This is a genomic window from Mycobacterium sp. (assembly GCF_049647605.1).
Taxonomy (GTDB): Bacteria; Actinomycetota; Actinomycetes; order Mycobacteriales; family Mycobacteriaceae; genus Mycobacterium.
This window is the reverse complement of record NZ_JBARXZ010000063.1, coordinates 25,837-47,346: the sequence shown is the minus strand read 5'-3', so window position 1 is coordinate 47,346 and position 21,510 is coordinate 25,837. Positions and strand designations below refer to the sequence as shown.

Genomic DNA, 21,510 nt, shown 5'->3' with positions numbered 1-21,510 from the left:
CGTCCGGGTCTTGGCCGTTGCGTAGCCGTTTGCACATGATCTTGCCGATCCAGGCGTTGTAATCCTTCTGCCCGTAGATCCCGAAACCGTGCAGCTGCTCGGCAAACGCCTCATCGGGATCGGCATGAGCCGCCGGGGCCAGGGCCAGGGAGAGGGCCGCGCCCGCGGTGAACACTCCGATCCGTACTCCACGCATCAGCGAATCCTAACGTAAACGAGCTAAGTATTCAGTGGGTCCCCAGACTCCGCCAGGGAGCTCAGGAAAGACGGCCATGGCGATGCCAAGCACGATCGCAGTTGTATGCAAGCCACCCCGACTTGTGTTCAGGCGCTGTGCATCTCGTCGCCTGTGCGGGTCGCAGCATATGCTGCCGGCGACGGGTGCGGAGCAGATTCCGGCAAGCGGTGTCGTGAATCGGAGTTGGGCGGCCAGTCTACGGGTCGCAGAGAACGATCGGGATCTTGCGGTCGGTGTAGGACCGGTAGGTCACAAAATCGGGATACATCGCGTCCAGTTTCGGCCAGTACTCGTCACGCTCGGCATCGGTGGCGTCCCGTGCCGTCAGCTCGAGGACCTCGTGTTTGGTCTGGAATTTCATTCGCGGGTCGGTCCGCAGGTTCAGATACCACATCGGGTGGGTGGCGCGACCGCCCTGGGATGCGACCAGGATGATCCGCCGTCCCTCCTGCAGGAACAGCAACGGACTCTCGCGGGCTTGGCCGGTTTTCCGGCCGGTAGTGGTCAGGATGCCGACCGGTGCGCCACGGAGAAACTTGTCACCGAGCTTGCCGCCGGTCTTCTTGAAGATCCAGGTGTTGGCCCTCGACATCCATTTGATGATGGTGCCGGTCTGCTTGGAGTTCAATGCCCGAGGTGGGGAGGCCATACTGTTCTCCGTCAACTAGTCAGGAACGGCCGGATACCGGCCCGGATGTGTTGGATCTCCGGATGCTCGGTGGTGCCGGTGGCCGGGATGCGAAACGTCTCGTCGATGTGCGCACCGACTCGCCGGCCGGCGATCCTGGGTTTGGTGACCAGGTCGAACCGGGCCCTCAGATGGTCTCCTGCCACCGTGAACTCGGGCACCGTGGTCGACTCGATCACCCGGTACTGCAGACCGCGGTTGAGGCTGCGGCGCAGGTGATTTCCGGAAAACCCAGTTTTCAGGCCGAGCTCGACACGAGTGCAGGTGGGGGCAAACGGCACGGCATCGGCCCGGTGGCTCACCAAGGCGTCGATGTATGCCTGGGCTGCGGCGATGCGCTGGGCCTCGGTGTACGAGGCCACTAGATCCGCTCGATGATGGTGCCTGTGGACAGTGCGCCGCCGGCGCACATGGTGATCAACGCCGTGCTCTTGTCGGTGCGCTCCAACTCGTGCAGGGCGGTGGTGATCAGCCGGCTGCCGGTACTGCCGACCGGATGACCCAGTGCGATGGCGCCACCGTTGACGTTCACCCGGTCCATATCGGCACCATGTACCTGCGCCCAGGACAGCACCACCGACGCAAACGCCTCGTTGATCTCCACGAGGTCGATATCGCCGATCTTCATGCCCGCCTTCTCCAGTACCCGTGCCGTGGACTGCACCGGCCCGTCGAGATGGTAGTAGGTCTCCGCGCCGACGAGTGCCTGGCTGACGATCCGGGCGCGGGGCTTGAGCCCACGGGCCTTGGCTACCTCTTCGTCCATCAGCAGCACCGCCGCTGCGCCGTCGGAGATCTGCGAGGACGTTCCCGCGGTGTGGATTCCGCCCTCGATCACCGGCTTCAGCGAAGCCAGTCCTTCGGCGGTGGTTTCGCGCAGGCCCTGGTCGCGGGTCACGATGTGGCGATCGGCGGTCGGTTGCTTCTGGTCGTCGAGCACCGGCGCCTCGATGCCGCTGATCTCCCGATCGAAGCGGCCTTCGGCCCAGGCCTGCTTGGCCTTCTGCTGTGAGGCCAAGCCGAATGCGTCGATATCGGCGCGGGTGATCCCCCGACGCTGCGCGATGCGCTCGGCCGCATCGAACTGGTTGGGCATGTCGATATCCCAGGAAGCGGCCCGGATGGCGGCGCGGTCGGGGCCGGCATTGGCGCCCAGTCCGACGCGACTCATGGCTTCCACGCCGCAGGCGATGCCGATGTCGATGGCGCCGGCGGCGATCAGCCCGGCGACCATGTGGTTGGCCTGTTGCGAGCTGCCGCATTGGCAATCGACGGTGGTTGCGCCGACCCCCTCGGGCAGGCCGGCGGTCAGCCAGGCGACCCGGGTGACGTTGTTGGACTGCTCGCCGTACTGGGTGACACAGCCACCGATCAGCTGCTCCACATCAGCCGGATCGATACCGGCCTTGTCGACCAGCGATTTCTGCACCGCGCCCAGCAGTTCGGTGGCGTGGAGCCCCGAAAGCCAGCCGTTGCGCTTTCCGATCGGGCTACGGGTGGCTTCGACGATCACAGGATTGCCCATACGATGAAGGCTAGAACACGTTTCATTAGTCTGACAAGCGAGGATGCTGCACTGCCTTTTGTCTGCGGTGAGAGCATGTTTTACTGACACTAGAGAACGTCATATTGAGGAGCCCACCGTGACGAGCATTGCCGCTGACTTCGACTTCCTGGACCCCGACGTCAACCTCGAGAGTCTTCCAGTCGAACAGCTTGCCGAGCTACGAAAAGCAGAACCAGTTCACTGGGTCGATGTACCGGGAGGTACCGGCGGTTTCGGTGACAAGGGGTACTGGTTGGTCACCAAGCACTCCGACGTCAAGGAGGTGTCCAAGCGAAACGACATCTTCGGCAGCTCGCCGGACGGCGCCATCCCGGTGTGGCCGCAGGAGATGACTCGCGACGCCATCGATCTGCAGAAGCATGTGCTCCTCAACATGGACGCACCGCTACACACCCGGCTGCGCAAGATCATCTCGCGGGGATTCACCCCGCGTGCGGTCGGCCGTCTCGAGGACGAACTGCGCACCCGTGCCCAGAACATCGCCAAGAACGCCGCTGCCGAAGGTACCGGCGACTTCGTGGAGCAGGTGTCGTGTGAACTGCCGCTGCAGGCCATCGCCGGCCTGCTCGGTGTCCCGCAGGACGACCGCGACAAGCTCTTCCGCTGGTCCAACGAGATGACCGGCGGCGAGGACCCCGAGTACGCCGACATCGATCCGGCGATGTCCTCGTTCGAGCTGATCACCTACGCCATGAAGATGGCCGAGGAGCGAGCCAAGAATCCGACCGATGACATCGTCACGACGCTGATCGAGGCCGATGTCGAGGGCGAGAAGCTCTCCGACGACGAGTTCGGGTTCTTTGTCATCATGTTGGCGGTCGCCGGTAACGAGACCACCCGCAACTCGATCACGCACGGCATGATCGCGTTCTCCGAAAACCCTGATCAGTGGGAGCTCTACAAGAAGGAGCGTCTGGAGACGGCGGCCGACGAGATCGTCCGCTGGGCCACCCCGGTGTCGGCATTCCAGCGCACTGCACTCGAGGACACCGAGCTCGGTGGGGTACAGATCAAGAAGGGGCAGCGGGTGGTGATGTCCTACCGCTCGGCGAACTTCGACGAGGAGGTGTTCGAGAATCCGCACACCTTCGACATCACCCGCAGTCCCAACCCGCACGTCGGATTCGGCGGCACCGGTGCGCACTACTGCATCGGCGCGAATCTGGCGCGGATGACCATCAATCTGATCTTCAACGCCGTCGCAGACAACATGCCCGAGCTGCGGTCCGTTGGTGAGCCGGAACGGTTGCGGTCGGGATGGCTCAACGGCATCAAACACTGGCAGGTCGACTACACCGGTAAGGGTGCCTGAATGGATTTCACGCCGGCCCCGGAGCAGTTGGCTGTCGCCGATGTGGTGACGTCGGTGCTGACGCGGGACAACACGTGGGAAGCTTTGGTGGCGGGTGGCGTTGTGGCCCTGGGTGTTCCGGATCGTCTCGGGGGTGACGGGGTCGGTTTACCTGAGATCGGGACGGCCTTGACCGAGATCGGCCGGCACGGCACCATCGGCCCGGCGCTGGCGACACTCGGGCTGGCGCTGCTACCGATTCTCGACCTGGCGTCGCAGGAACAGCAGGACCGCTATCTCAACGGTGTCGCCGACGGCGCGGTGCTCACGGCGGCCCTGAACGAACCTGGCGCGGCCCTACCCGAGCGGCCTTCGGTGAGCCTGGCCGGTGGCAGGCTCAACGGCACCAAAGTTGGTGTGCCATCTGCCGAGTCCGCCGACTGGATCCTTGTCACCGCCGACAGTGGCGTGGTTGTGGTGCCCGCCGGGGCCGCCGGGGTCGCCATCACCCGGACGCCGACCTCCATCGGCACCGAAGAGTTCGCAGTGACCTTCGCCGATGTGGTGGTGCCGGAGTCTGACGTGCTTGTCGGTGCGCAGGCGCATCGGGTGAACCAGCTGGCGTTGGCCGCGACGGGCGCGTTTGCCGCGGGCCTGGTCGCCGGCGCGCTGCGCCTCACCGCGGACTACGTGGCCAACCGTGAGCAGTTCGGGCGGCCGTTGTCGACCTTCCAGACCGTCGCGGCCCAGCTGGCTGAGGTTTACATCGTGTCCCGCACATTGGATTTGGCGTCGGTGTCGGTGATCTGGCGCTTGTCCGAGGGACTGGACGCCGACGACGACCTCGAGGTGCTGGGCTACTGGCTGACCGCGCAGGCACCGCCGATGATGCAGACGTGTCACCATCTGCACGGCGGTATGGGGATGGACATCACCTACCCGATGAATCGCTACTACTCGACTATCAAGGACCTGACCCGGCTATTGGGTGGGCCGTCACACCGTCTGGACCTGGTGGGAGCCTGATGTTCATCGACTTGACCTCCGAGCAGCGTCAGTTGCAAGCTGAGCTGCGAGAGTACTTCTCGACATTGGTGTCGGCCGACGAGGCGAAGGCCATGGAGTCGGATCGGCACAACGAGGCCTATCGCGCCATCATCAAGCGCATGGGTTCCGACGGCAAGCTCGGTGTCGGCTGGCCGAAGGAGTTCGGTGGCTTGGGATTCGGCCCCGTCGAACAGTCCATTTTTGTCAATGAAGCCGCCCGCGCGGATATCCCGCTGCCCGCGGTCACGTTGCAGACCGTGGGTCCGACGCTGCAGCTGTACGGGAACGAAGCGCAGAAGAAGAAGTTCCTGCCCGCGATCCTGGCCGGCGAGGTGCACTTCGCGATCGGCTACTCAGAACCCGAGGCCGGTACCGATCTGGCGGCGCTGCGCACCTCCGCCGTTCGTCACGGCGACGAATATGTCGTCAACGGTCAGAAAATTTGGACGACGGGCGCCCACGATGCGGACTACATCTGGTTGGCTGTGCGCACTGACCCGGAAGCTGCCAAGCACAAGGGTATTTCGATTCTGATCGTCGACACCAAAGATCCGGGCTATTCATGGACGCCCATCATCTTGTCCGACGGGGCCCACCACACCAATGCCAGTTACTACAACGATGTTCGGGTGCCCGCCGACATGTTGGTCGGTGAAGAGAACGCCGGTTGGCGGTTGATCACCACTCAGCTCAACCACGAGCGGGTGATGCTCGGTCCGGCGGGCAAGGTGGCCGGGGTGTATGACCGGGTGCTGGCCTGGGCTTCGAAGCCGGGCAGTGACGGGTCGAGGCCGATCGAGAACGGCAATGTGCGGCGGGCTCTGGGGGAGATCCATGCGATCTATCGGATCAATGAACTGCTGAACTGGCAGGTTGCCGCCGGGGGCGAGACGATCGCCGTGGCGGATGCTGCTGCCACCAAGGTATTTTCCACCGAACGCATTCAGCGAGTCGGCCGGCTGGCCGAGGAGATCGTCGGTGGCTACGGAAATCCGGCCGACCCCGGCACCGCAGAATTGTTGACCTGGTTGGACGGCCAGACCAAACGCAATCTGGTGATCACCTTCGGCGGTGGCGTCAACGAGGTGATGCGCGAGATGATCGCCGCCTCTGGTCTCAAGGTTCCGAGGGTGCCCCGGTGAATGTCGAAGACATCAGAGCTGCGGCCGAACGTGTCAAGGCCGAGGGTAAGAGCAAGCCGCGGCTGGGACGTCACCCGGTCAACCAACCGATGGTCGATCACTGGCTCGACGCGATGGGTGACAAGAACCCGATCTATGTGGATGAAGCCGAGGCCATAGCGGCCGGTCACCCGGGAGTCGTGGCGCCACCGGCGATGATCCAGGTGTGGACCATGATGGGTCTGGGCGGGGTACGCCCCGATGATGACCCGCTCGGCAAGATCCTCGGGCTGTTCGACGAGGCCGGCTACATCGGCGTCGTCGCCACCAACTGCGAGCAGACCTATCACCGCTACTTGACCCCGGGTGAACAGGTCAGTGTCGCAGCCGAACTCACCGATGTCGTCGGGCCGAAGCAGACCGCACTCGGCGAGGGCTTCTTCATCACCCAGAAGATCACCTGGTACTGCGGTGATGACCGGGAACAGCCAGTGGCTGAGATGATCTGGCGCATCATGAAATTCCGGCCGTCGGAAAAAGAAGAGATCCGAGATCCCGGGGTCCCTGAGGACCTTGATCCCGACAAGCTGATGCGGCCGTCCTCGTCGAGGGACACCAAGTTCTTCTGGGACGGCGTAGGCGCTCACGAGCTACGCATCCAGAAGCGACCCGACGGCAGTCTGCAGCATCCGCCGGTGCCTGCGGTCTGGGCGGACAAAGACCAACCCGTCGACTACGTGGTGGCCTCGGGCCGGGGCACGGTATTCAGCTACGTTGTCCACCACGCCCCGAAGGTGCCCGGCCGGACTCTGCCGTTTGTCATTGCGCTTGTCGAGCTCGAAGAGGGCGTGCGGATGCTGGGAGAGCTCCGTGGTGTCGACCCGGCCGCCGTGACGATCGGTATGCCGGTTCAGGCAACATATCTCGATTTCCCAGACAGTGAGATCAGCCCGGCTTGGACGCTGTACGCGTGGGAGCCCAGCGAGAGGGCCACGTCATGAGCGCACCCGTCGTCGAAGTCGGTACCGTCCTGCCGGAGCTCGAACTCTACGGCGATCCGACGTTCATCGTGTCGACGGCGATCGCCACCCGTGATTACCAAGATGTGCATCACGACCGGGACAAGGCGGTGGCCAAGGGTTCCAAGGACATCTTTGTCAACATCCTCACCGATACGGGTCTGGTCGGGCGGTACGTCACCGACTGGGCGGGGCCGACCGCTGTCATCAAATCGATCGGTTTGCGGCTCGGGGTGCCCTGGTATGCCTATGACACGGTGACTTTTCGGGGTGAGGTGACGGCCGTCGAAGAAGGGCTGATCACATTGAAGGTGGTGGGTAGCAACAGCCTTGGTGATCACGTCATTGCCACCGCGACATTGACCATCGGAGCAGCAGCGTGAGTGGACTGTCAGGCAAAGCGGCGATAGTCGGTATCGGCGCAACCGATTTCTCGAAGAACTCCGGTCGCAGCGAGCTGCGGCTGGCGGCCGAGGCGGTACTCGACGCGCTCGACGATGCCGGGCTAGCCCCAACCGATGTGGATGGTCTGGTGACCTTCACCATGGACTCGAATCTGGAGACCGCCGTCGCACGGGCCACTGGCGTCGGAGACTTGAAGTTCTTCAGCCAGATCGGATACGGCGGCGGTGCGGCGGCGGCGACTGTTCAGCAGGCCGCCCTGGCGGTGGCGACCGGGGTCGCTGAAGTCGTCGTCGCCTACCGTGCCTTCAACGAGCGCTCGGAGTTCCGTTTTGGTCAGGTGATGACCGGTCTGACCGTCAATGCCGACTCCCGCGGGGTGGAGTACAGCTGGTCCTATCCACACGGACTGAGCACGCCGGCTGCTTCGGTGGCGATGATCGCGCAGCGGTACATGCACGAATACGGCGCGACCAGTGCAGATTTCGGTGCGGTGTCGGTCGCTGACCGCAAGCATGCCGCAACCAACCCGAAGGCGCATTTCTACGGTAAACCGATCACCATCGAGGATCATCAGAACTCGCGGTGGATCGCCGAGCCGTTGCGACTGCTGGACTGCTGCCAAGAGACCGACGGGGGTGTGGCGATTGTTGTCACCACTGCCGAGCGTGCCAAGGACCTGAAGCACCGTCCGGCGATCATCGAGGCGGCGGCGCAGGCTGCCGGCGCCGATCAGTTCACGATGTACTCGTACTATCGCGACGAGATCGGATTGCCGGAGATGGGCCTGGTGGGGCGGCAGCTCTGGGGGCAATCGGGACTGAAGCCGACCGATATCCAAACCGCCGTCCTGTACGACCACTTCACTCCGTACACGCTGATCCAGCTCGAGGAGCTGGGATTCTGTGGGAAGGGCGAGGCCAAGGACTTCATCGCGGGGGGAGCGTTGGAGCTCGGCGGCCGACTGCCCATCAACACTCACGGCGGTCAGCTCGGAGAGGCGTACATCCACGGTATGAACGGAATCGCCGAGGGCGTGCGTCAGCTGCGCGGTAGCTCGGTGAACCAGGTCGACGGAGTTGAGCACGTGCTCGTCACCGCCGGCACCGGGGTGCCCACCTCGGGGCTGATTCTCGGCTGAGGCCGTACCGCGCAGGCCATTGCCGTACGCGTTAAATGTACCTGCACATGCAAGTACAGCAAATTTTCATCGGAAGCTGTCCAACCTGCGATGGATACCGGTGGCGGTTAGCCCAAAGGCGGACCTAGCGGTCGACGGCCACCGGTCAATCAGCCTTCCAGGTGCGTAGACAGTCTGATTTGTGAAATCCGACCAGCCGCCTAAGTAGTTTGCTTGCAGTTTGAACTCTGTTCCCCACTCGCAGTTTCGTCATCAAGTGCAGTCCTGGCAAAGATGTACAGATGTGCTGATTGTTGGCATTATGCGTGACAACGGGTCAGTGTCGTGCGCACAATGGGGTCGCATGTCTGCCACCGCATGTACGACGCGGAACTCAGGGGAGGGTGGTGAATCGAACATGCTGCGGTTCGAAAAAAACCGGAGGGTGCCATGACTGGGTACCGGTCGATGACGTCTTCGGGCGTCCAGATGCTGCCGGTGGCTGTCGGGGGATCAGCCGCCGCCCCCGAGCCGGCGAGTCCTCGATCCCATCTCGGTGCGGCAGGGGGGCCGCTGTATTCAACCGCATTGCCGGTGAATACCGAGATAGGCAATGCGGGGAACGTCGACCGGGGATTGTTACACGGTGTCAGGGTGCTGATCGTCGATGACTGCACCCTGCACCGGGACAACCTTGCGGCACTGATTGCGGCCAATGGGGCCGAGGATGTCGTGGTGGCAGGCGATCTCGAGTCCCTGACCGAAGCCCTCCGCGGCAGTGCGGTGGGCATCGTTCTGTTGAATGTCGCCACTGCCGGCAGCGCCCTTCTGCTACGAGCCGCCAAGGAGATCGCACCGCACCTCAGGGTCGTTGTCATCGGCGTCTCCGAGGACGATGAGGTGGGCATCGTCGCGTGCGCGGAGGCGGGAGCCGCGGGCTATCACACCCGCAACGAGTCGATCGAGGAACTGCTGATCCTGATATCGAAGGTCGACGCCGGTGAGTCTGCCTGTTCACCCAGGGTCTCGGGGATACTCCTTCGCAGATTGTCGACCTTGGCGGCTCAACGTCCTTTGGTGCCAGAAGAACTCGGCCTGACGGCACGGGAGACCGAGATTCTCCGGATGCTCGAGCGGGGTCTTTCGAACCGCGAGATCGCTGAACGACTCTGTATCGCGGTGCACACGGTCAAGAACCATGTGCACAGCTTGTTGAACAAGTTGGGGGTGAGCACTCGGGGGCAAGCGGCCGCGCTCGCTGATTCGTTCCGATGATTTCGGTTCATTGAACCGGCGAGAGTCCAGTCCCGCTGGGCGAAGAGTGGATGAGATGCCGAAACGACGGGATGTCACACAGCCGTTGCAGGCAAATCTGACGACGAGGGGCCCGTGCGTTGCTGATCCGATGATCCTCGGCATTGTCGGGATGTCGGGCTTGGTGCCGGTTCGTCGGTGGCGGGCAGCCTGACGTGCCGCGGCTGAGCGGTGAGCAGATCGTCATCATCGACGATTGCACCCTGTTCCGCGAGAGCCTCATCGCTGTCCTTGTGCTGAACGGCTTTCCACCACCTCGCGGCACTTGGGACCTGCCCTCTTTGGTGCAGGCGTTGGCCGATGGCGAGACCCGCATCGTGCTGGTCAACATGGCCACGCGGGGGCGGGATCTGCTTTTGAGGGCCGCGCTCGAAATGAATCGCAACCTTCGCGCGATCGTCCTCGGCGCCTCCGAACGGGACGAAAGCGCCATGATCGCTTGCGCTGAAGCCGGTGTGTTCGGGTACCACCTACGCACCGATTCGATTGTGGCCCTCATCGATCTGATTCACGCCGTAGCTGAGGGACCTCCCTCGTGTCCCCCGGGGGTTGCGGCGACCTTGCTCCGCCGGCTGCCGGCGCTCGCCGCCAAACCGCGGCAGCCCGAATCGGACCTGGCTCTCACCAATCGGGAGATCCAGATCATGAGATTGTTGGAACTAGGCCGATCCAACCGAGATATCGCAGCCCAGTTGGGTATTGCGGTCCATACGGTCAAGAATCACATCCACAATCTGCTGGCCAAGCTGGGGGTGGGTAGCCGCCGCGAAGCGGCGGCCCTGGCGAAGGCGATCCACCTGGATCACACATCCTTGCGGAAGAACTAGACCGCGGATTGGCCAAACTTGACTCTGATGGTCCATGTACGCCGAGGGTTGCGGGGGCCGATAGTAAAAGGGTGCTCCAAGAGTTAGCTCTCGATGAGGCCTATCGCCACATGGCAAACCATTCGGAGTCTTGCTGTACATCAGCTGGATGTGTTGCTGAGCACTGACTTTGGAAGTTTTGCCACTTGCGAATCTCGACCGGGGGACAGGCACATGGAGCAGAACATCCGCGTGGGCGGGGACGATGGTCCGGTGGCTCCCTTATGGGTGGTCCCGGCGGATGAGAAATTGCAGGCCGCCGCAACTGCCGGCTCTCTCGGCGCTTCGCCGACTCGCGGTCTTGAACCGTCGCCGGCGGCATCGCTTCTTAAACTGCTGCCGAACCAGGTCTTTCGAAGGAACCAGTGGCAGCGCCGATATGCGGCAAAGGTGCGATGCATCGATGTGCTGGTGGTGTTCGGCGCGGTGGGCTTGGCGCAGTACGTCAGGTTCGGGCCGGAACTGACCCTGCCCGGAACTCCTACCTATTACGCAACGGCCTTCTCTGGTGCTTTTGCCGTCGGTTGGCTGGTGGCACTCACCCTGCTGCACACCAGGTCTCCGCAAGTCATCGGATCTGGGATCGAAGAGTATCGGCGGGTGGTCGCTGCGTCGTTCTGGACATTCGGGGCGATCGCGATCATCACCCTGCTGTTGAAACTCGATATCGCCCGCGGCTACCTTGCGGTGGCGCTACCGGTCGGGACCGTTCTTCTGGTGCTGAACCGGTCGATCTGGCGAGCAGCGCTCACGCGGCACAGGGTGCAGGGCGGTTGTCAGACTGCGGTATTGGCCTTCGGGGACCGTGACGTGGTCCGGGATCTTGCCATCGAGCTCGGTCGTCATGTCACCGACGGATACCATGTCGTCGGAATCGGAATTCCTGGTTACGGTCCTCCGCGGGACGAATTCATGGATCTCAGCGGCCGCCGGGTGCCGATTGTCGGCGAAGAGACACACATGATGGCAGCAATCCGTTCCTGCGGTGCGGACACCGTCGCAATCGCCGGCACCGAGCACTTCGGGATACGTGGAATTCGTAGGCTCATCTGGGATCTGGAGTCGCTCGGTGTCGACTTGGTGGTGTCGACCGGAGCAATGGACGTCGCGTTGTCGCGGCTACGGATGTTGCCGCTGACCGGCCTGCCGTTACTGCACATCGAGAAGCCGCAGTATCGGGGCGCGATTCGTCTGCAGAAGCGGATTTTCGACATCCTGTTCGCGCTTGCCGCGCTCATGGCCACCATGCCGGTTCTGCTTCTCGCGGCGCTGGCGATAAAGCTGACCAGCCGCGGACCGCTTCTCTATTGCTCTGAGCGAATCGGAATCGACGGCCAGCCGTTCTCGATGCTGAAATTTCGCACAATGGTTGCCGATGCCGACAGGCGGCTCTCGGATCTCCTCGAGGCGAACGAGACCGACGGGCTGCTGTTCAAGATCCGTGATGATCCGCGTGTCACGCCGGTCGGTCGTGTGCTGCGGCGGTACAGCATCGACGAACTTCCGCAATTCATCAATGTTTTGAGGAACGAGATGAGTGTGGTGGGGCCGCGACCTCCGTTGCGGCGAGAAGTCGAGGCCTACGATTGTGACGTCCTGAGGCGGCTGCTTGTCAAACCGGGTGTCACTGGTTTGTGGCAGGTCAGTGGACGCTCTGACCTGTCCTGGGATGAAGCGGTGCGGCTCGACCTCTCCTATGTCGAGAACTGGTCCATGACCACCGACATCTTGATCATCGCCAAGACTGTGGGTGCGGTCCTGCGCCGCAGCGGCGCCTACTGAGTGCCGATGTCTCGGCCAGACCTGCCGACCCGGGGATGAGTGTTTGCCGCGCGTCTGCGTGGATCCGCACTTTGAATGCGTCTCGCCTCTGTGACCTCTAGTTTGGCGACTTCTGGTCGAAACGTTCAGTCCCGCTGCGGGTTTACTGTGGAAGGGCTAACCTCATGTAGGTGTGCGGGATCTGTGGTGTGGTTCAGGTCGGTGGGCAACCTCGCGAGGTGGTCCAACCCGACGTGCTCGACCGTATGACGGACGCAATGACGCACCGGGGTCCAAACGACCGCGGTACGTATCAAGCACCCGGAGTTGCGCTGGGTGCGCGTCGCCTGAGCATTGTCGACGTCGATTGCGGCCACCAGCCGTTCTCGAACGAAGATGAATCCGTCTGGGCAGTTCAGAATGGAGAACTATACAACCACAACGAGATTCGAAACCACCTCGTGCGTCGGGGGCATCGTTTTGCGAGCCGCTGTGACACGGAGATCCTCCCTCATCTGTATGAGGACGTGGGCGTGCGGTTCGCGGAGCGGCTACGCGGCAAGTTCGGCATCGCAGTCTGGGATGAACGTCGCCGCCGTGCCGTGATCGCACGTGATCGTCTCGGCGTGAAGCCGCTTTACTATGCGCATGTTGGTGACGTGGTGGTATTCGCTTCGGAGCTGAAAAGTGTTCTTGCGAGCGGCCTCATCGACATGGAACTCGACTTCGAGGCGATCGAGGCCTATCTGACGCTGGGATTCGTGCCCGCACCGATGACACCATTTGCGCATGTCAGGAAGGTGGGTGCCGGCGAGCGTTTGATCGTCGACCCCGACGGGGTTTGCGTCGATCGATACTGGAGCTTCCCGAAGCCCGTTGCGGACACGAGCTCGAGCGCAGCTGATCTGGCAGAGGGGCTGCTCGAGCAGCTCGATGAGGCAGTGCGCCTGCGGCTGATGAGCGACGTGCCTCTGGGCGCGATGCTCAGTGGCGGTCTCGATTCGAGCCTCATCGTGGCACTGATGTCCCGCCACATGACGTCGCCGGTGCGCACCTTCTCGGTCGGTTTTGCTGAGTCGGGACGCAACAATGAACTCGCCGATGCGAGGTTTGTCTCCTCGTTCTATGGGACCGAGCATCAAGAGCTCGAACTCTCCTACCGGCAGCAGGAGGTCGAGCTCAGTGACCTGGTGTGGTCATTGGACGAACCGATCGCCGACCTTTCGACGTTGGGGTTCATGGCCATCTCTCGCCTTGCCGCCCAGCACGTCACCGTCGCGCTGTCCGGGCAAGGAGCAGACGAGCTTCTCGGCGGTTACACCAAGCACCGCGCCGCGGCGCTGGCGGAGAGCTGGCAGCGCTTGCCATGCTCTGTCCGTGGCGCGGGAGAGCGGACGTTGCTTGCCGGCTCCGGACGGCTGCACCGGTTCGCGAAGACACTGGGTGCGGTGGATTCCAGCTCCCGGCTGCTCGCAATGAGTGGTTGCGTCGATGACGAGCTCCGGACGTCGCTCTACCGTGGCCCACTGGCCGAATCGGATGGCCGGGCCGCTCTGCGTGCGGTGATGGAGATTGCGAAACACACCGAGGCCCCGGCGCTCGCGGCCACTCTGCACATCGATGGTCAGCTCGCACTGCCCGATGCCCTGCTGCACTATTTTGATCGCACTTCGATGCGGCAGTCACTCGAGGTGCGCGTCCCGTTTCTCGACCATCACGTTGTCGAATACTGCGCGCGAATTCCGTCCTCGCTCAAAGTGCATCGACTACGAACGAAGCATCTCCTCAAGGAGGCGGCGCGCGGGATCGTGCCGCAGAGGATCATCGACAAGCGCAAGATCGGCTTCTTTCGCGGCGCAACGACCAGTTGGCTGCAGTCTCAAATGGACTACGCAATCTCTGACTACCTGCTGGCCCCGAACCCCCGCTACGGAGAGTTTCTCGATCGGAAAGCTGTCGAGCGGCTGGTTACCACACACCGGGACGGCAGCGCCGACGATACGAATCTCCTGGTGGCGATCCTCATGCTCGAGGTATGGCTCAACACGTTCCTGACGAGTGGGACCAATACCCGAGTGAGCTCATTCGGTTAGTTGACGGTACAACTCGGCGAACCGACACGATATGAGTTCGATATCGAACTGCTCTCGGACTCGGCGCAGCGCATTGGCTCCGTGTCGAGCTCTGGAGGCCGGGTCGGTCACGACGGCGATGAGTGCGTCGGCGAGTTCGTTCACCTCATCTGGGCGGACCAGGACTCCGCAAGCCCCATCCAGCAGTTCCGGAATACCGCCGACGTTGCTGGCGACGACACAGATGCCCTTGGCCATCGACTCGAGAATCGCCATGGGCTGACCCTCGCTTTGTGAGGGCAGTACAAGGATCTGGGCTTCGGACAACAGGTCTGGTACCACCGAACTGTCGATCCAACCGCGGATGTCGACGCTGTCCCCGATGCCGAGGGCAGCTACTGCTCTTCGCGCGCGCTCGACTTCTCCGTCGCCTGCGATTGTCAATCGGGCATGGCTGCCGCCTGCGGCAGCCATGACCTTCGCCCATGCTTCGAGCAGGGTGAACGTACCTTTGCGATCACCGACCTCTCCGAGAAATAGCACGCCTACCGGTCCAGTGGTGTAGTGGTCTACCGGTGAGTCCGGGCGTATCGCGTTCGGTACGACGACGATGTAGGCGCCTGGGGCGATTCCACGCAGTCGCTCTGCCCAGGCCTTTCCGAGTGCAATCACAATATCGGCTCGTTCCAATGTCTTTCGGATGATCACCTGAACGGGTCGGGGTGCGTTCATGAAGAACGTTTGGAATTCGGAACCGTGTACATGTAGGACGACGGGAATTCGGAACGCCGACGAGATCCAGGTCAGGATGCACTTTCGGAAGAAGCTGCCGTATGACGAGGAATGTATGTGAACTATGTCGGGGCGCCGAAGGATCAACTCGGACATGAAGCGAAGAAAGCCGAACCCGAAGGCGACGATGCGGGTCGCCACCGCACCGTTGCGATGGGTGGCGACATGGTGAATATCCCATTGCTGCCAGAGCGGGGTTTCGCGAACCTCCCGGACAAAGCTCGAAATGCCGCCTCTGGTGGCCAAACTGGTCGATACCCACAGTGCTCGCCGTTGGTCTGTCATCAGGAGCGCCCCGAAGCCGACGTGTCCATGCGGTGGAGTCGCACCGCCGCCGACTCTGCGGTGTCGATCGTGGCACTGCGGATGGTGTTCGCTTCGGTCCAGCTGGCTTCGATGCAGCCGCCCGAAGACCTGACTTGCAGATCGGATGCTTGGACACCGTCGGCGAGTGTGAGCAGGGTGGCGATCACCAGGGGTGTCTCGTCCACGCATGATGCGCCCAGCCACCAGGCGGGGGTGCGCGATTCGAGACGATCGGACCACCAACCGATGTTCTGTGCGGAGTCCGCCCTGGTCTCATCGTGGACGGTGGCCTTCGTGCCCGCGTACCGGAGTTGAAGCACTTGCCGATCACCCCGGTGAACAGTGTGTCCCCCGTCGATCCGTCTCACGTCCAGTTCCGGATGTAGCGGCCAGCACACGCGTACGTCGTGGACGCCGTCGCCGCTGACCGAGTCGATGACAAGTATCGTTCGGTCACCAGGCGCTGCTATCAGCCAACGCCGATGGATCACCTCACCATTGAGTCTTGTGTAGCCGTCGTGTTCGGCATCGACGATTCCGGCTGCGAGGTCAACTCCTCTGACCCTGGTATGTGCGTGTTTGGTCCAGAGAAACAGCCCGCCAGAGACTGATTGATCCTCGCCGTCGACGCAGACGGTTGGATGCGCGCTGGTCCCGCGCATGACCGATCTCCACTGTGAGTTGCCGTAGTAGCTCCCGGTACCGGGGTCGGAGATGAGGTCTGCTCCGTCTGAACTGATGGTGATGGCAAGAGCATCTGCGTGGCCGTGGGCTGCGACGGAGAGATACCCGAGCGGACCGACGTTCATCGTCACCCGATGCGATCCGGTACGCAACACCACAAAACCCCCGTCGGGGGCGAAGTGGTTTGTTGCGGTGGTGGTAGCCGACCCCGGGTTGGTCCGAGGCGAGTTCGTGTCCGGTGGTCGTGCTACCGCATGAAACCAATTGGCGTCCAGGTTGGCGCCCGCTGTGCCCGCTTCGAAGCGGCACCGGTCGTACTGCGAAACGATGCTGAGATGATCTCGAACCGATCGGGTCCGTTCGGGCCCGAGCCGTAACGCGAAGCCGTCGTCGCCATCGCCGTATCGAGGATCAGGATCACCTTCTCCGACAACCGCGGTCAAGTAGGTGCAGCTTCTGGAGATCGCAGCGGTGATCGGCGTCGGCGCCTGCCCGTCTCGTTGGGTCAGCATCGATGCAACGAGGTGGAGAAGCTCGGCGGTGAAGAGCTGATAGCTCAGGGATCGTTCGGCACTCGAGCCATCCGGCAGGATCTGCTTGTCCGCCTCCACGCACAGAACGCGTACTGCATCGCTTTCCCACTGCGGGGCACACGCGAGTTCCGGCAGCATCATCGCCACGGTGGCAAGGCCGGCCATCTCTCCGATGAGGTGATTGTTGGCTGAGCTGAACCGGGAACGATCTCGCCAGCACCGCCCTGCGCTGCTGGCGAGCACGCGGACGATGCGCTGGTAGCGCCGGGCCGTGAGCTCAGCCGCGTCGCGCAGCCCTTGGAGCGCGACCGCAATCGAGATGGCGCGGATTCCCGCTTCGAAGGCGCCACGCCAGGCAATGCCGCGGCCGACGGGATTCTGTTCGATCCAACTGTCGAGCTGCTCGAATGCGGCTGCACTGTAGCGACTGTCATTGGTGAAGAGCCAGGATTGGGCGAGCCAGGGCAGATGCTGCAGCCGATTGAGTTCCCATATCCATTTGACGTCGCCCGAGGCGGCGCGGTGATTGATCCGGGCTGCGGTCGCGTCGGGCCAGCGCACGTTCGCGATGGGGTCGAAGTTCCAGTCCACGGGAAGCGGTAAGCGCACCTCCGGATAGCCGAAATAGGTAAAGGCATAATTCATTACCTGATCTGCCGATCTGGTCAGTGCAAGAACTGATGCAGGCACGCGAGCTGCGATACCCGACGCGCACCGTCGGTCGAGGAGGATCGGCCGATCGATGCCTGCACGAAAACGAGCGAGTGCATGTTCCCAGTCCGACGAACCGATCGAGGACGACAGTTCGCCGAATCGGTCGTCGCCCGCGGGCACCAATCCCCGCGCCGCGTTCTCCACGCGCCACGGAAGCTCGCGCATCGGCATGGAACGCAACCGCCGCACATACCAACTCAGCTCAGCCATCTGCGCCTCGTTGCGCGGACCGGAGATGACCGGCAGACGTCGTCGAAGATGTCGAGAAGCCGGCTGGACGCCATATGAGAGTCGAAATGCGCAGCGAAGTGTTGCGCCGCCGTCTTCCCTTGGAGCTCCGCTTCGTTCGGATCAGCCAACCGGTTCAATGCATCCGAGAGTCCGGCAATGTCGTCGATTCCTGTGGTACTGGATCCGGGCGGCTGGTACTCCGGCAGAGCTCCGGCTGTCGAGGCGAGCGTCGTGACGCCGAGCTGCATGGACAGCACCTGTACCCCGCTCTGGGAAGCGCTTCGGCAGTGCACGATCGAGCCTTTGGCACACGCAAGCTCATCGATGACCTGTCGGTACTGAAAGGTCTTCTGGTCCCAGCGGGCGTGGGAGGGCAGGGGGTGGGGAATCTCTCCCGCGCCGATCACCACCAGTTCGTCGCCCTGCCACGCACTGCTTTGGGTGTGCGCTTCCCATGCGGCAAAGACCACGCGGTGGTTCTTGTACGGTCGCTGCCTGCCGACCAAGGTGAAGTTCTTCCTCTGCTCGGCGGGGACGAATTCCGGCACGAGAGCGGCGTCGAGATCACTGATCAGCGGAGCCACGTAGACCGGGGACACTGTTCCCGCGGAGAGCAATGTGTCCGCGACGTAGCTGCTGAAGACGACTGTGGCGTCGGCGTGCGCATCCCACCTGTCGAAGAACAGCCTGTTCCACCAAGGGGCGGTGTGCGTTCCATCGTGTGGCTTGTCGTCGTGGATCATCCTGACGCGCGGCGCAAGCTCAGCCAGCGGACGCCACCTCGGGTCACGCAGGAGTTCGGTGACGACGACGTCGGGGCGGAAGGATCGGGCGCGTCGGTAGGCGCCGAGCGCAGGCAGCCAGCCGGCAGTGGGGACCGGGCGACCCAGGAGTACCGTCTCGTACGGGCGGGCTCGGTCGGACTCTGGGAAAAGGTCAGACGTGACGAGCATGACCTCGGCGCCGAGCTTCCTCAGGTTCTCGGCGTGCACACGTGCGATTGGCCGAAACCACGGCGACAGCCACAGGATCCGCATCAGGTGCTACCCACCGGCGAGGTGCGGAGCAGGTCGTCCACGGATGCCCTCGTTGTGAGGAGGGTTCTTCTGCGCTGAAGGTTGAAAAGTCGTGCAAAAGCCTTTTCGCGCTGTGTCATTCCGGGAATCAAGATCGTTGGCGTCTTCTCGGGCAGGCTCGAAGGCCACCACCATGGCCGCCGGAGCAACCGGATCGATGCGGGTAACGCAATCGGTAAGGCGCCTAGTGGCTGCAATGACATGACGGTCACCGCGAAACCGTTTCTGGCCAGCGCCGATGCAATGCTGATCCTCTCGGCGACCATGGCAGAGTCGCAGCCGCCGTCGACCGTCAGGAGCACACCGGGCGCGGTAGCCGTTCGGGAGCGGCTGCGCAGGAAACGCTTGATTCCTTCGCTCAGCGACACGATCGCGAGGTAGCACTCGGCGGAACGCCTTCCGTACCGGTACTCCAGTTGCAAAGCCACGCTGGCGCGAAGTAGATCATCGGATCGACTCCTGGCCACTGGGTCCCCGGCCACCGTGCCGTTTGCGCTGTGGACAACCGCCACTTCGTTGGCGAGCCGCACTCGCCATCCTGATTCGATTGCGCGTCTTTGCCAATCGGCTTCCTCTCCGTACAAATAGAACTCTTCGTCGAAGCACCCCAGTGAGTCCCAAGCTTGCCGGCTGATCGCCAGACATGCTCCGGTCAGATACCCCTGCACATCCGTTGGCTGCTTGCGGTAGAGGTCGGACAGAGCTGTTCCCCGGAGACGCTGCGACACCCCGATCGGGCCACCAAGGGCATTGAGCGGGGTGAGTCTGCGATGTGCCACGTCCCAGGGCAACTGGTCGCGTGAGAGTAACGCCGGCCGCCCGCCCGCACCTGAACATGACGTCATCGGTGCGGCCGCCGCGTTCAGTGGCTCGTTGAGCGCCGCACGTGTCAACGTCAAGGGTGTGGTGAGTATCGCGTCCGGGTTCAGGAGCAGGAAGTCCTGGTCGGGCACCATCGCTGCGAGCCTGTTCACCGCTGCGGCGAATCCGATGTTCTCGGAGCCGAGATACCAGTTGGGGCCGGTGACCCGGCTCGCAAGGCGACGCACATCCGTGAACCCGGGCCCGGAGTTGTCCCAGACGTGTACATCGTGACCGGGAAGGTGCGTCTCCACTGACCTGATACATGCCTCGAGCCTGTCCACGGACCGGTAGGCCACGATGAGCACCGCGAGAGCGCGCACCTTCCGGATCGGGTGACCTGGTGCCGGCTCACCGGATCTGTCAGCGCTGTCCACTGGCACCCCTTCCGCTGTGTGATCGATTGGACAAGAACACCGCTACCAGCCGATACCTCGGTAGTTGGCAGTTGCCCGACGCGCCTGGGCGTCGGGCAATCTGACCAAGTCGATGATCGTCAGGTGCTCGGCGATCTGGCTGACCGCCGCCACGACCGACGGTTCCTTCGACCCGACGATGAACACCTCTCCGTGCTCCAGAACGTCTTGAGTGTCGCCGGTGAGCAGGTGGCCGATGTGAGGTAGCCGGTCCTCGATGTAGGCCCGGTTGGCTCCGATCAGGCGCGACAGAGTCACGCTGTTGTCGTAGATCTTGACGTCGTAGCCCTTCCCGATGAGGCGCTCGGCCAGTTCCACCATCGGACTCTCGCGTAGGTCATCGGTACCTTGTTTGAAAGAGAGTCCGAACATCCCGATCCGGCGCCTTCCCAGAGAGATCACCAGATCGACAACACGGCGCAGATGGGCCTCGTTGGAGTTCAGGACATTTGCCAGGACGGGGACCTCGAGATCATTGCGTCGGGCGGTGTGCACCAGGGCGCGAACATCTTTGGGTAAGCAGGATCCGCCGAAGGCAAATCCTGGTCGCAGATAGGCAGCGCTGATGTTCAGCTTGGTGTCCGATATGAAGATATCCGTGACCACGTGCGAGTCAAGCCCCAGTCTTTCGCAGAGCGCACCGATCTCGTTTGCATAGGACACTTTGAGCGCATGGAAGCTGTTGTCGACGTATTTGGTCATTTCCGCGATGCCGATCGGCACCCGGAAACGCGGACCGTCAAGCCCGTCGTAGAGCTTCATCACCTCGGTCCCGCTGCGTTCGTCGCTTTGTCCGATCACCGTTTTCGGAGGGTGCAGAAAGTCCTTGACACTGCTTCCCTCCCTGAGGAACTCGGGGTTCACGCAAACCCCGAAGTCCGTCCCGGCCTTCTTTCCGGACGTCCGCTCCAGGATCGGTATCAGGACTTCCTCGCAGGTGCCGGGAGTCATCGTGCTTCGGTAGACAACAACATGCCATGCGGATTTCAGCGACAGCGCGGTACCGATCTGCTCACTCACCCGCTCGAGGTAGGTGGTGGACAGGCCGCCATTGGTCGATGACGGTGTGCCGACGCACACCAGCGTGATGTCGCTGGCCAGCACCGCCCCCTCGGTGTCCGCGGTCACGGTCAGTCGGCCACTGGCAACAACGTCAGCGGTCAGCTCAGCGATCTGCTCCTCTACCAGTGGTGCCTGGCCGTTCCGCAACAGTTCCAGCTTGATGGGATCGACGTCGACGCCGATGACGCAGTGCTGCCGCGATGCAAAACAAGCTGCGGAAACGGCGCCGACGTAGCCGAGTCCGATCACACAGAGCTTCAAATGTTGTGCCCGTTGAGGTTTCGCGGACGGGCCCTTCGTGGTGCTTGTCGTCATGTCGCTTGCTTTCT

At 62.8% G+C, this 21,510-nt stretch carries 18 protein-coding genes and 1 pseudogene; 10 read left to right on the top strand and 9 right to left on the bottom strand.

Annotated elements, in window-relative coordinates:
• The 4 genes and pseudogenes from WBB07_RS08520 to WBB07_RS08505 all read right to left on the bottom strand — a co-directional run.
• Positions 1-196, bottom strand: a pseudogene (locus tag WBB07_RS08520) (DUF732 domain-containing protein); the annotation flags it as partial.
• 238 nt (positions 197-434) lie between these two features.
• Entirely contained in the window at positions 435-887 is a 453-nt protein-coding gene (locus WBB07_RS08515) for a nitroreductase family deazaflavin-dependent oxidoreductase (protein WP_526306611.1), read from the bottom strand.
• An 11-nt stretch (positions 888-898) separates the two neighbouring features.
• On the bottom strand, positions 899-1,288 hold the full coding sequence (locus tag WBB07_RS08510; RefSeq protein ID WP_526306609.1) for a DUF8021 domain-containing protein: 390 nt from the start codon (positions 1,286-1,288) through the stop codon (positions 899-901).
• The gene (locus WBB07_RS08505; protein WP_526306607.1) at positions 1,288-2,451 is read right to left on the bottom strand and encodes a steroid 3-ketoacyl-CoA thiolase; all 1,164 of its coding nucleotides are present in this window, start codon (positions 2,449-2,451) and stop codon (positions 1,288-1,290) included. The genes WBB07_RS08510 and WBB07_RS08505 overlap by 1 nt, the downstream gene beginning before the upstream one ends.
• A gap of 118 nt (positions 2,452-2,569) precedes the next feature.
• Here WBB07_RS08505 and WBB07_RS08500 point away from each other — a divergent pair, with 118 nt between their 5' ends.
• The 10 genes from WBB07_RS08500 (at position 2,570) to asnB (ending at position 14,527) form a co-directional block, all read left to right on the top strand.
• A complete protein-coding gene (locus WBB07_RS08500) occupies positions 2,570-3,805 on the top strand; it encodes a cytochrome P450 (RefSeq protein WP_526306605.1) in 1,236 nt (411 codons plus the stop codon).
• Complete coding sequence (locus tag WBB07_RS08495; protein ID WP_526306603.1) at positions 3,806-4,810, top strand: acyl-CoA dehydrogenase family protein; 1,005 nt, start codon at positions 3,806-3,808, stop codon at positions 4,808-4,810.
• Positions 4,810-5,973 (top strand): acyl-CoA dehydrogenase FadE29, encoded by a 1,164-nt coding sequence (gene fadE29, locus WBB07_RS08490; protein ID WP_526306601.1) that lies wholly within the window; start codon positions 4,810-4,812, stop codon positions 5,971-5,973. The genes WBB07_RS08495 and fadE29 overlap by 1 nt, the downstream gene beginning before the upstream one ends.
• Positions 5,970-6,953 carry an OB-fold domain-containing protein gene (locus WBB07_RS08485; RefSeq protein ID WP_526306599.1) on the top strand — a complete coding sequence of 328 codons (984 nt, stop codon included), beginning with the start codon at positions 5,970-5,972 and terminating at the stop codon, positions 6,951-6,953. Before fadE29 ends, WBB07_RS08485 begins: the two co-directional genes overlap by 4 nt.
• The gene (locus tag WBB07_RS08480; RefSeq protein ID WP_526306597.1) at positions 6,950-7,354 is read left to right on the top strand and encodes a MaoC family dehydratase; all 405 of its coding nucleotides are present in this window, start codon (positions 6,950-6,952) and stop codon (positions 7,352-7,354) included. Before WBB07_RS08485 ends, WBB07_RS08480 begins: the two co-directional genes overlap by 4 nt.
• Positions 7,351-8,514, top strand: a complete 1,164-nt coding sequence (ltp2, locus tag WBB07_RS08475) for a 17-hydroxy-3-oxo-4-pregnene-20-carboxyl-CoA lyase (RefSeq protein WP_526306595.1) — start codon at positions 7,351-7,353, stop codon at positions 8,512-8,514. The genes WBB07_RS08480 and ltp2 overlap by 4 nt, the downstream gene beginning before the upstream one ends.
• 429 nt (positions 8,515-8,943) lie before the next feature.
• A complete protein-coding gene (locus tag WBB07_RS08470; protein ID WP_526306593.1) occupies positions 8,944-9,768 on the top strand; it encodes a response regulator transcription factor in 825 nt (274 codons plus the stop codon).
• Between the two features lie 194 nt (positions 9,769-9,962).
• Positions 9,963-10,634, top strand: coding sequence for a helix-turn-helix transcriptional regulator (locus tag WBB07_RS08465; RefSeq protein WP_526306591.1), 672 nt, complete (start codon positions 9,963-9,965; stop codon positions 10,632-10,634).
• 213 nt (positions 10,635-10,847) lie between these two features.
• Positions 10,848-12,455, top strand: a complete 1,608-nt coding sequence (locus WBB07_RS08460; RefSeq protein ID WP_526306589.1) for a sugar transferase — start codon at positions 10,848-10,850, stop codon at positions 12,453-12,455.
• A gap of 170 nt (positions 12,456-12,625) precedes the next feature.
• The gene (gene asnB, locus WBB07_RS08455; protein WP_526306588.1) at positions 12,626-14,527 is read left to right on the top strand and encodes an asparagine synthase (glutamine-hydrolyzing); all 1,902 of its coding nucleotides are present in this window, start codon (positions 12,626-12,628) and stop codon (positions 14,525-14,527) included.
• On the opposite strand, the gene WBB07_RS08450 is transcribed toward asnB, so the two are convergent.
• The 5 genes from WBB07_RS08450 to WBB07_RS08430 are packed head-to-tail and all read right to left on the bottom strand — an operon-like array spanning position 14,516 to position 21,496.
• Complete coding sequence (locus tag WBB07_RS08450; RefSeq protein ID WP_526306586.1) at positions 14,516-15,583, bottom strand: glycosyltransferase family 4 protein; 1,068 nt, start codon at positions 15,581-15,583, stop codon at positions 14,516-14,518. The genes asnB and WBB07_RS08450 overlap by 12 nt on opposite strands.
• Positions 15,583-17,745, bottom strand: coding sequence for a heparinase II/III domain-containing protein (locus tag WBB07_RS08445; protein ID WP_526306584.1), 2,163 nt, complete (start codon positions 17,743-17,745; stop codon positions 15,583-15,585). The genes WBB07_RS08450 and WBB07_RS08445 overlap by 1 nt, the downstream gene beginning before the upstream one ends.
• Positions 17,733-18,797 (bottom strand): glycosyltransferase family 4 protein, encoded by a 1,065-nt coding sequence (locus WBB07_RS08440; protein WP_526306615.1) that lies wholly within the window; start codon positions 18,795-18,797, stop codon positions 17,733-17,735. Before WBB07_RS08440 ends, WBB07_RS08445 begins: the two co-directional genes overlap by 13 nt.
• Before the next feature lie 5 nt (positions 18,798-18,802).
• A complete protein-coding gene (locus WBB07_RS08435) occupies positions 18,803-20,080 on the bottom strand; it encodes a hypothetical protein (RefSeq protein WP_526306582.1) in 1,278 nt (425 codons plus the stop codon).
• Between the two features lie 42 nt (positions 20,081-20,122).
• The gene (locus WBB07_RS08430) at positions 20,123-21,496 is read right to left on the bottom strand and encodes a nucleotide sugar dehydrogenase (protein ID WP_526306580.1); all 1,374 of its coding nucleotides are present in this window, start codon (positions 21,494-21,496) and stop codon (positions 20,123-20,125) included.
• Positions 21,497-21,510: the final 14 nt, after the last annotated feature.

What these genes read in the sequence shown, in the direction of transcription:
- WBB07_RS08495 (WP_526306603.1), top strand. Translation starts at nt 3,806, where the DNA reads ATGGATTTCACGCCGGCCCCGGAGCAGTTGGCTGTCGCCGATGTGGTG.
- WBB07_RS08445 (WP_526306584.1), bottom strand. Translation starts at nt 17,745, where the DNA reads ATGGCTGAGCTGAGTTGGTATGTGCGGCGGTTGCGTTCCATGCCGATG.
- WBB07_RS08470 (WP_526306593.1), top strand. Translation starts at nt 8,944, where the DNA reads ATGACTGGGTACCGGTCGATGACGTCTTCGGGCGTCCAGATGCTGCCG.
- WBB07_RS08430 (WP_526306580.1), bottom strand. Translation starts at nt 21,496, where the DNA reads ATGACGACAAGCACCACGAAGGGCCCGTCCGCGAAACCTCAACGGGCA.
- WBB07_RS08480 (WP_526306597.1), top strand. Translation starts at nt 6,950, where the DNA reads ATGAGCGCACCCGTCGTCGAAGTCGGTACCGTCCTGCCGGAGCTCGAA.
- WBB07_RS08505 (WP_526306607.1), bottom strand. Translation starts at nt 2,451, where the DNA reads ATGGGCAATCCTGTGATCGTCGAAGCCACCCGTAGCCCGATCGGAAAG.
- WBB07_RS08450 (WP_526306586.1), bottom strand. Translation starts at nt 15,583, where the DNA reads ATGACAGACCAACGGCGAGCACTGTGGGTATCGACCAGTTTGGCCACC.
- fadE29 (WP_526306601.1), top strand. Translation starts at nt 4,810, where the DNA reads ATGTTCATCGACTTGACCTCCGAGCAGCGTCAGTTGCAAGCTGAGCTG.
- WBB07_RS08515 (WP_526306611.1), bottom strand. Translation starts at nt 887, where the DNA reads ATGGCCTCCCCACCTCGGGCATTGAACTCCAAGCAGACCGGCACCATC.
- WBB07_RS08460 (WP_526306589.1), top strand. Translation starts at nt 10,848, where the DNA reads ATGGAGCAGAACATCCGCGTGGGCGGGGACGATGGTCCGGTGGCTCCC.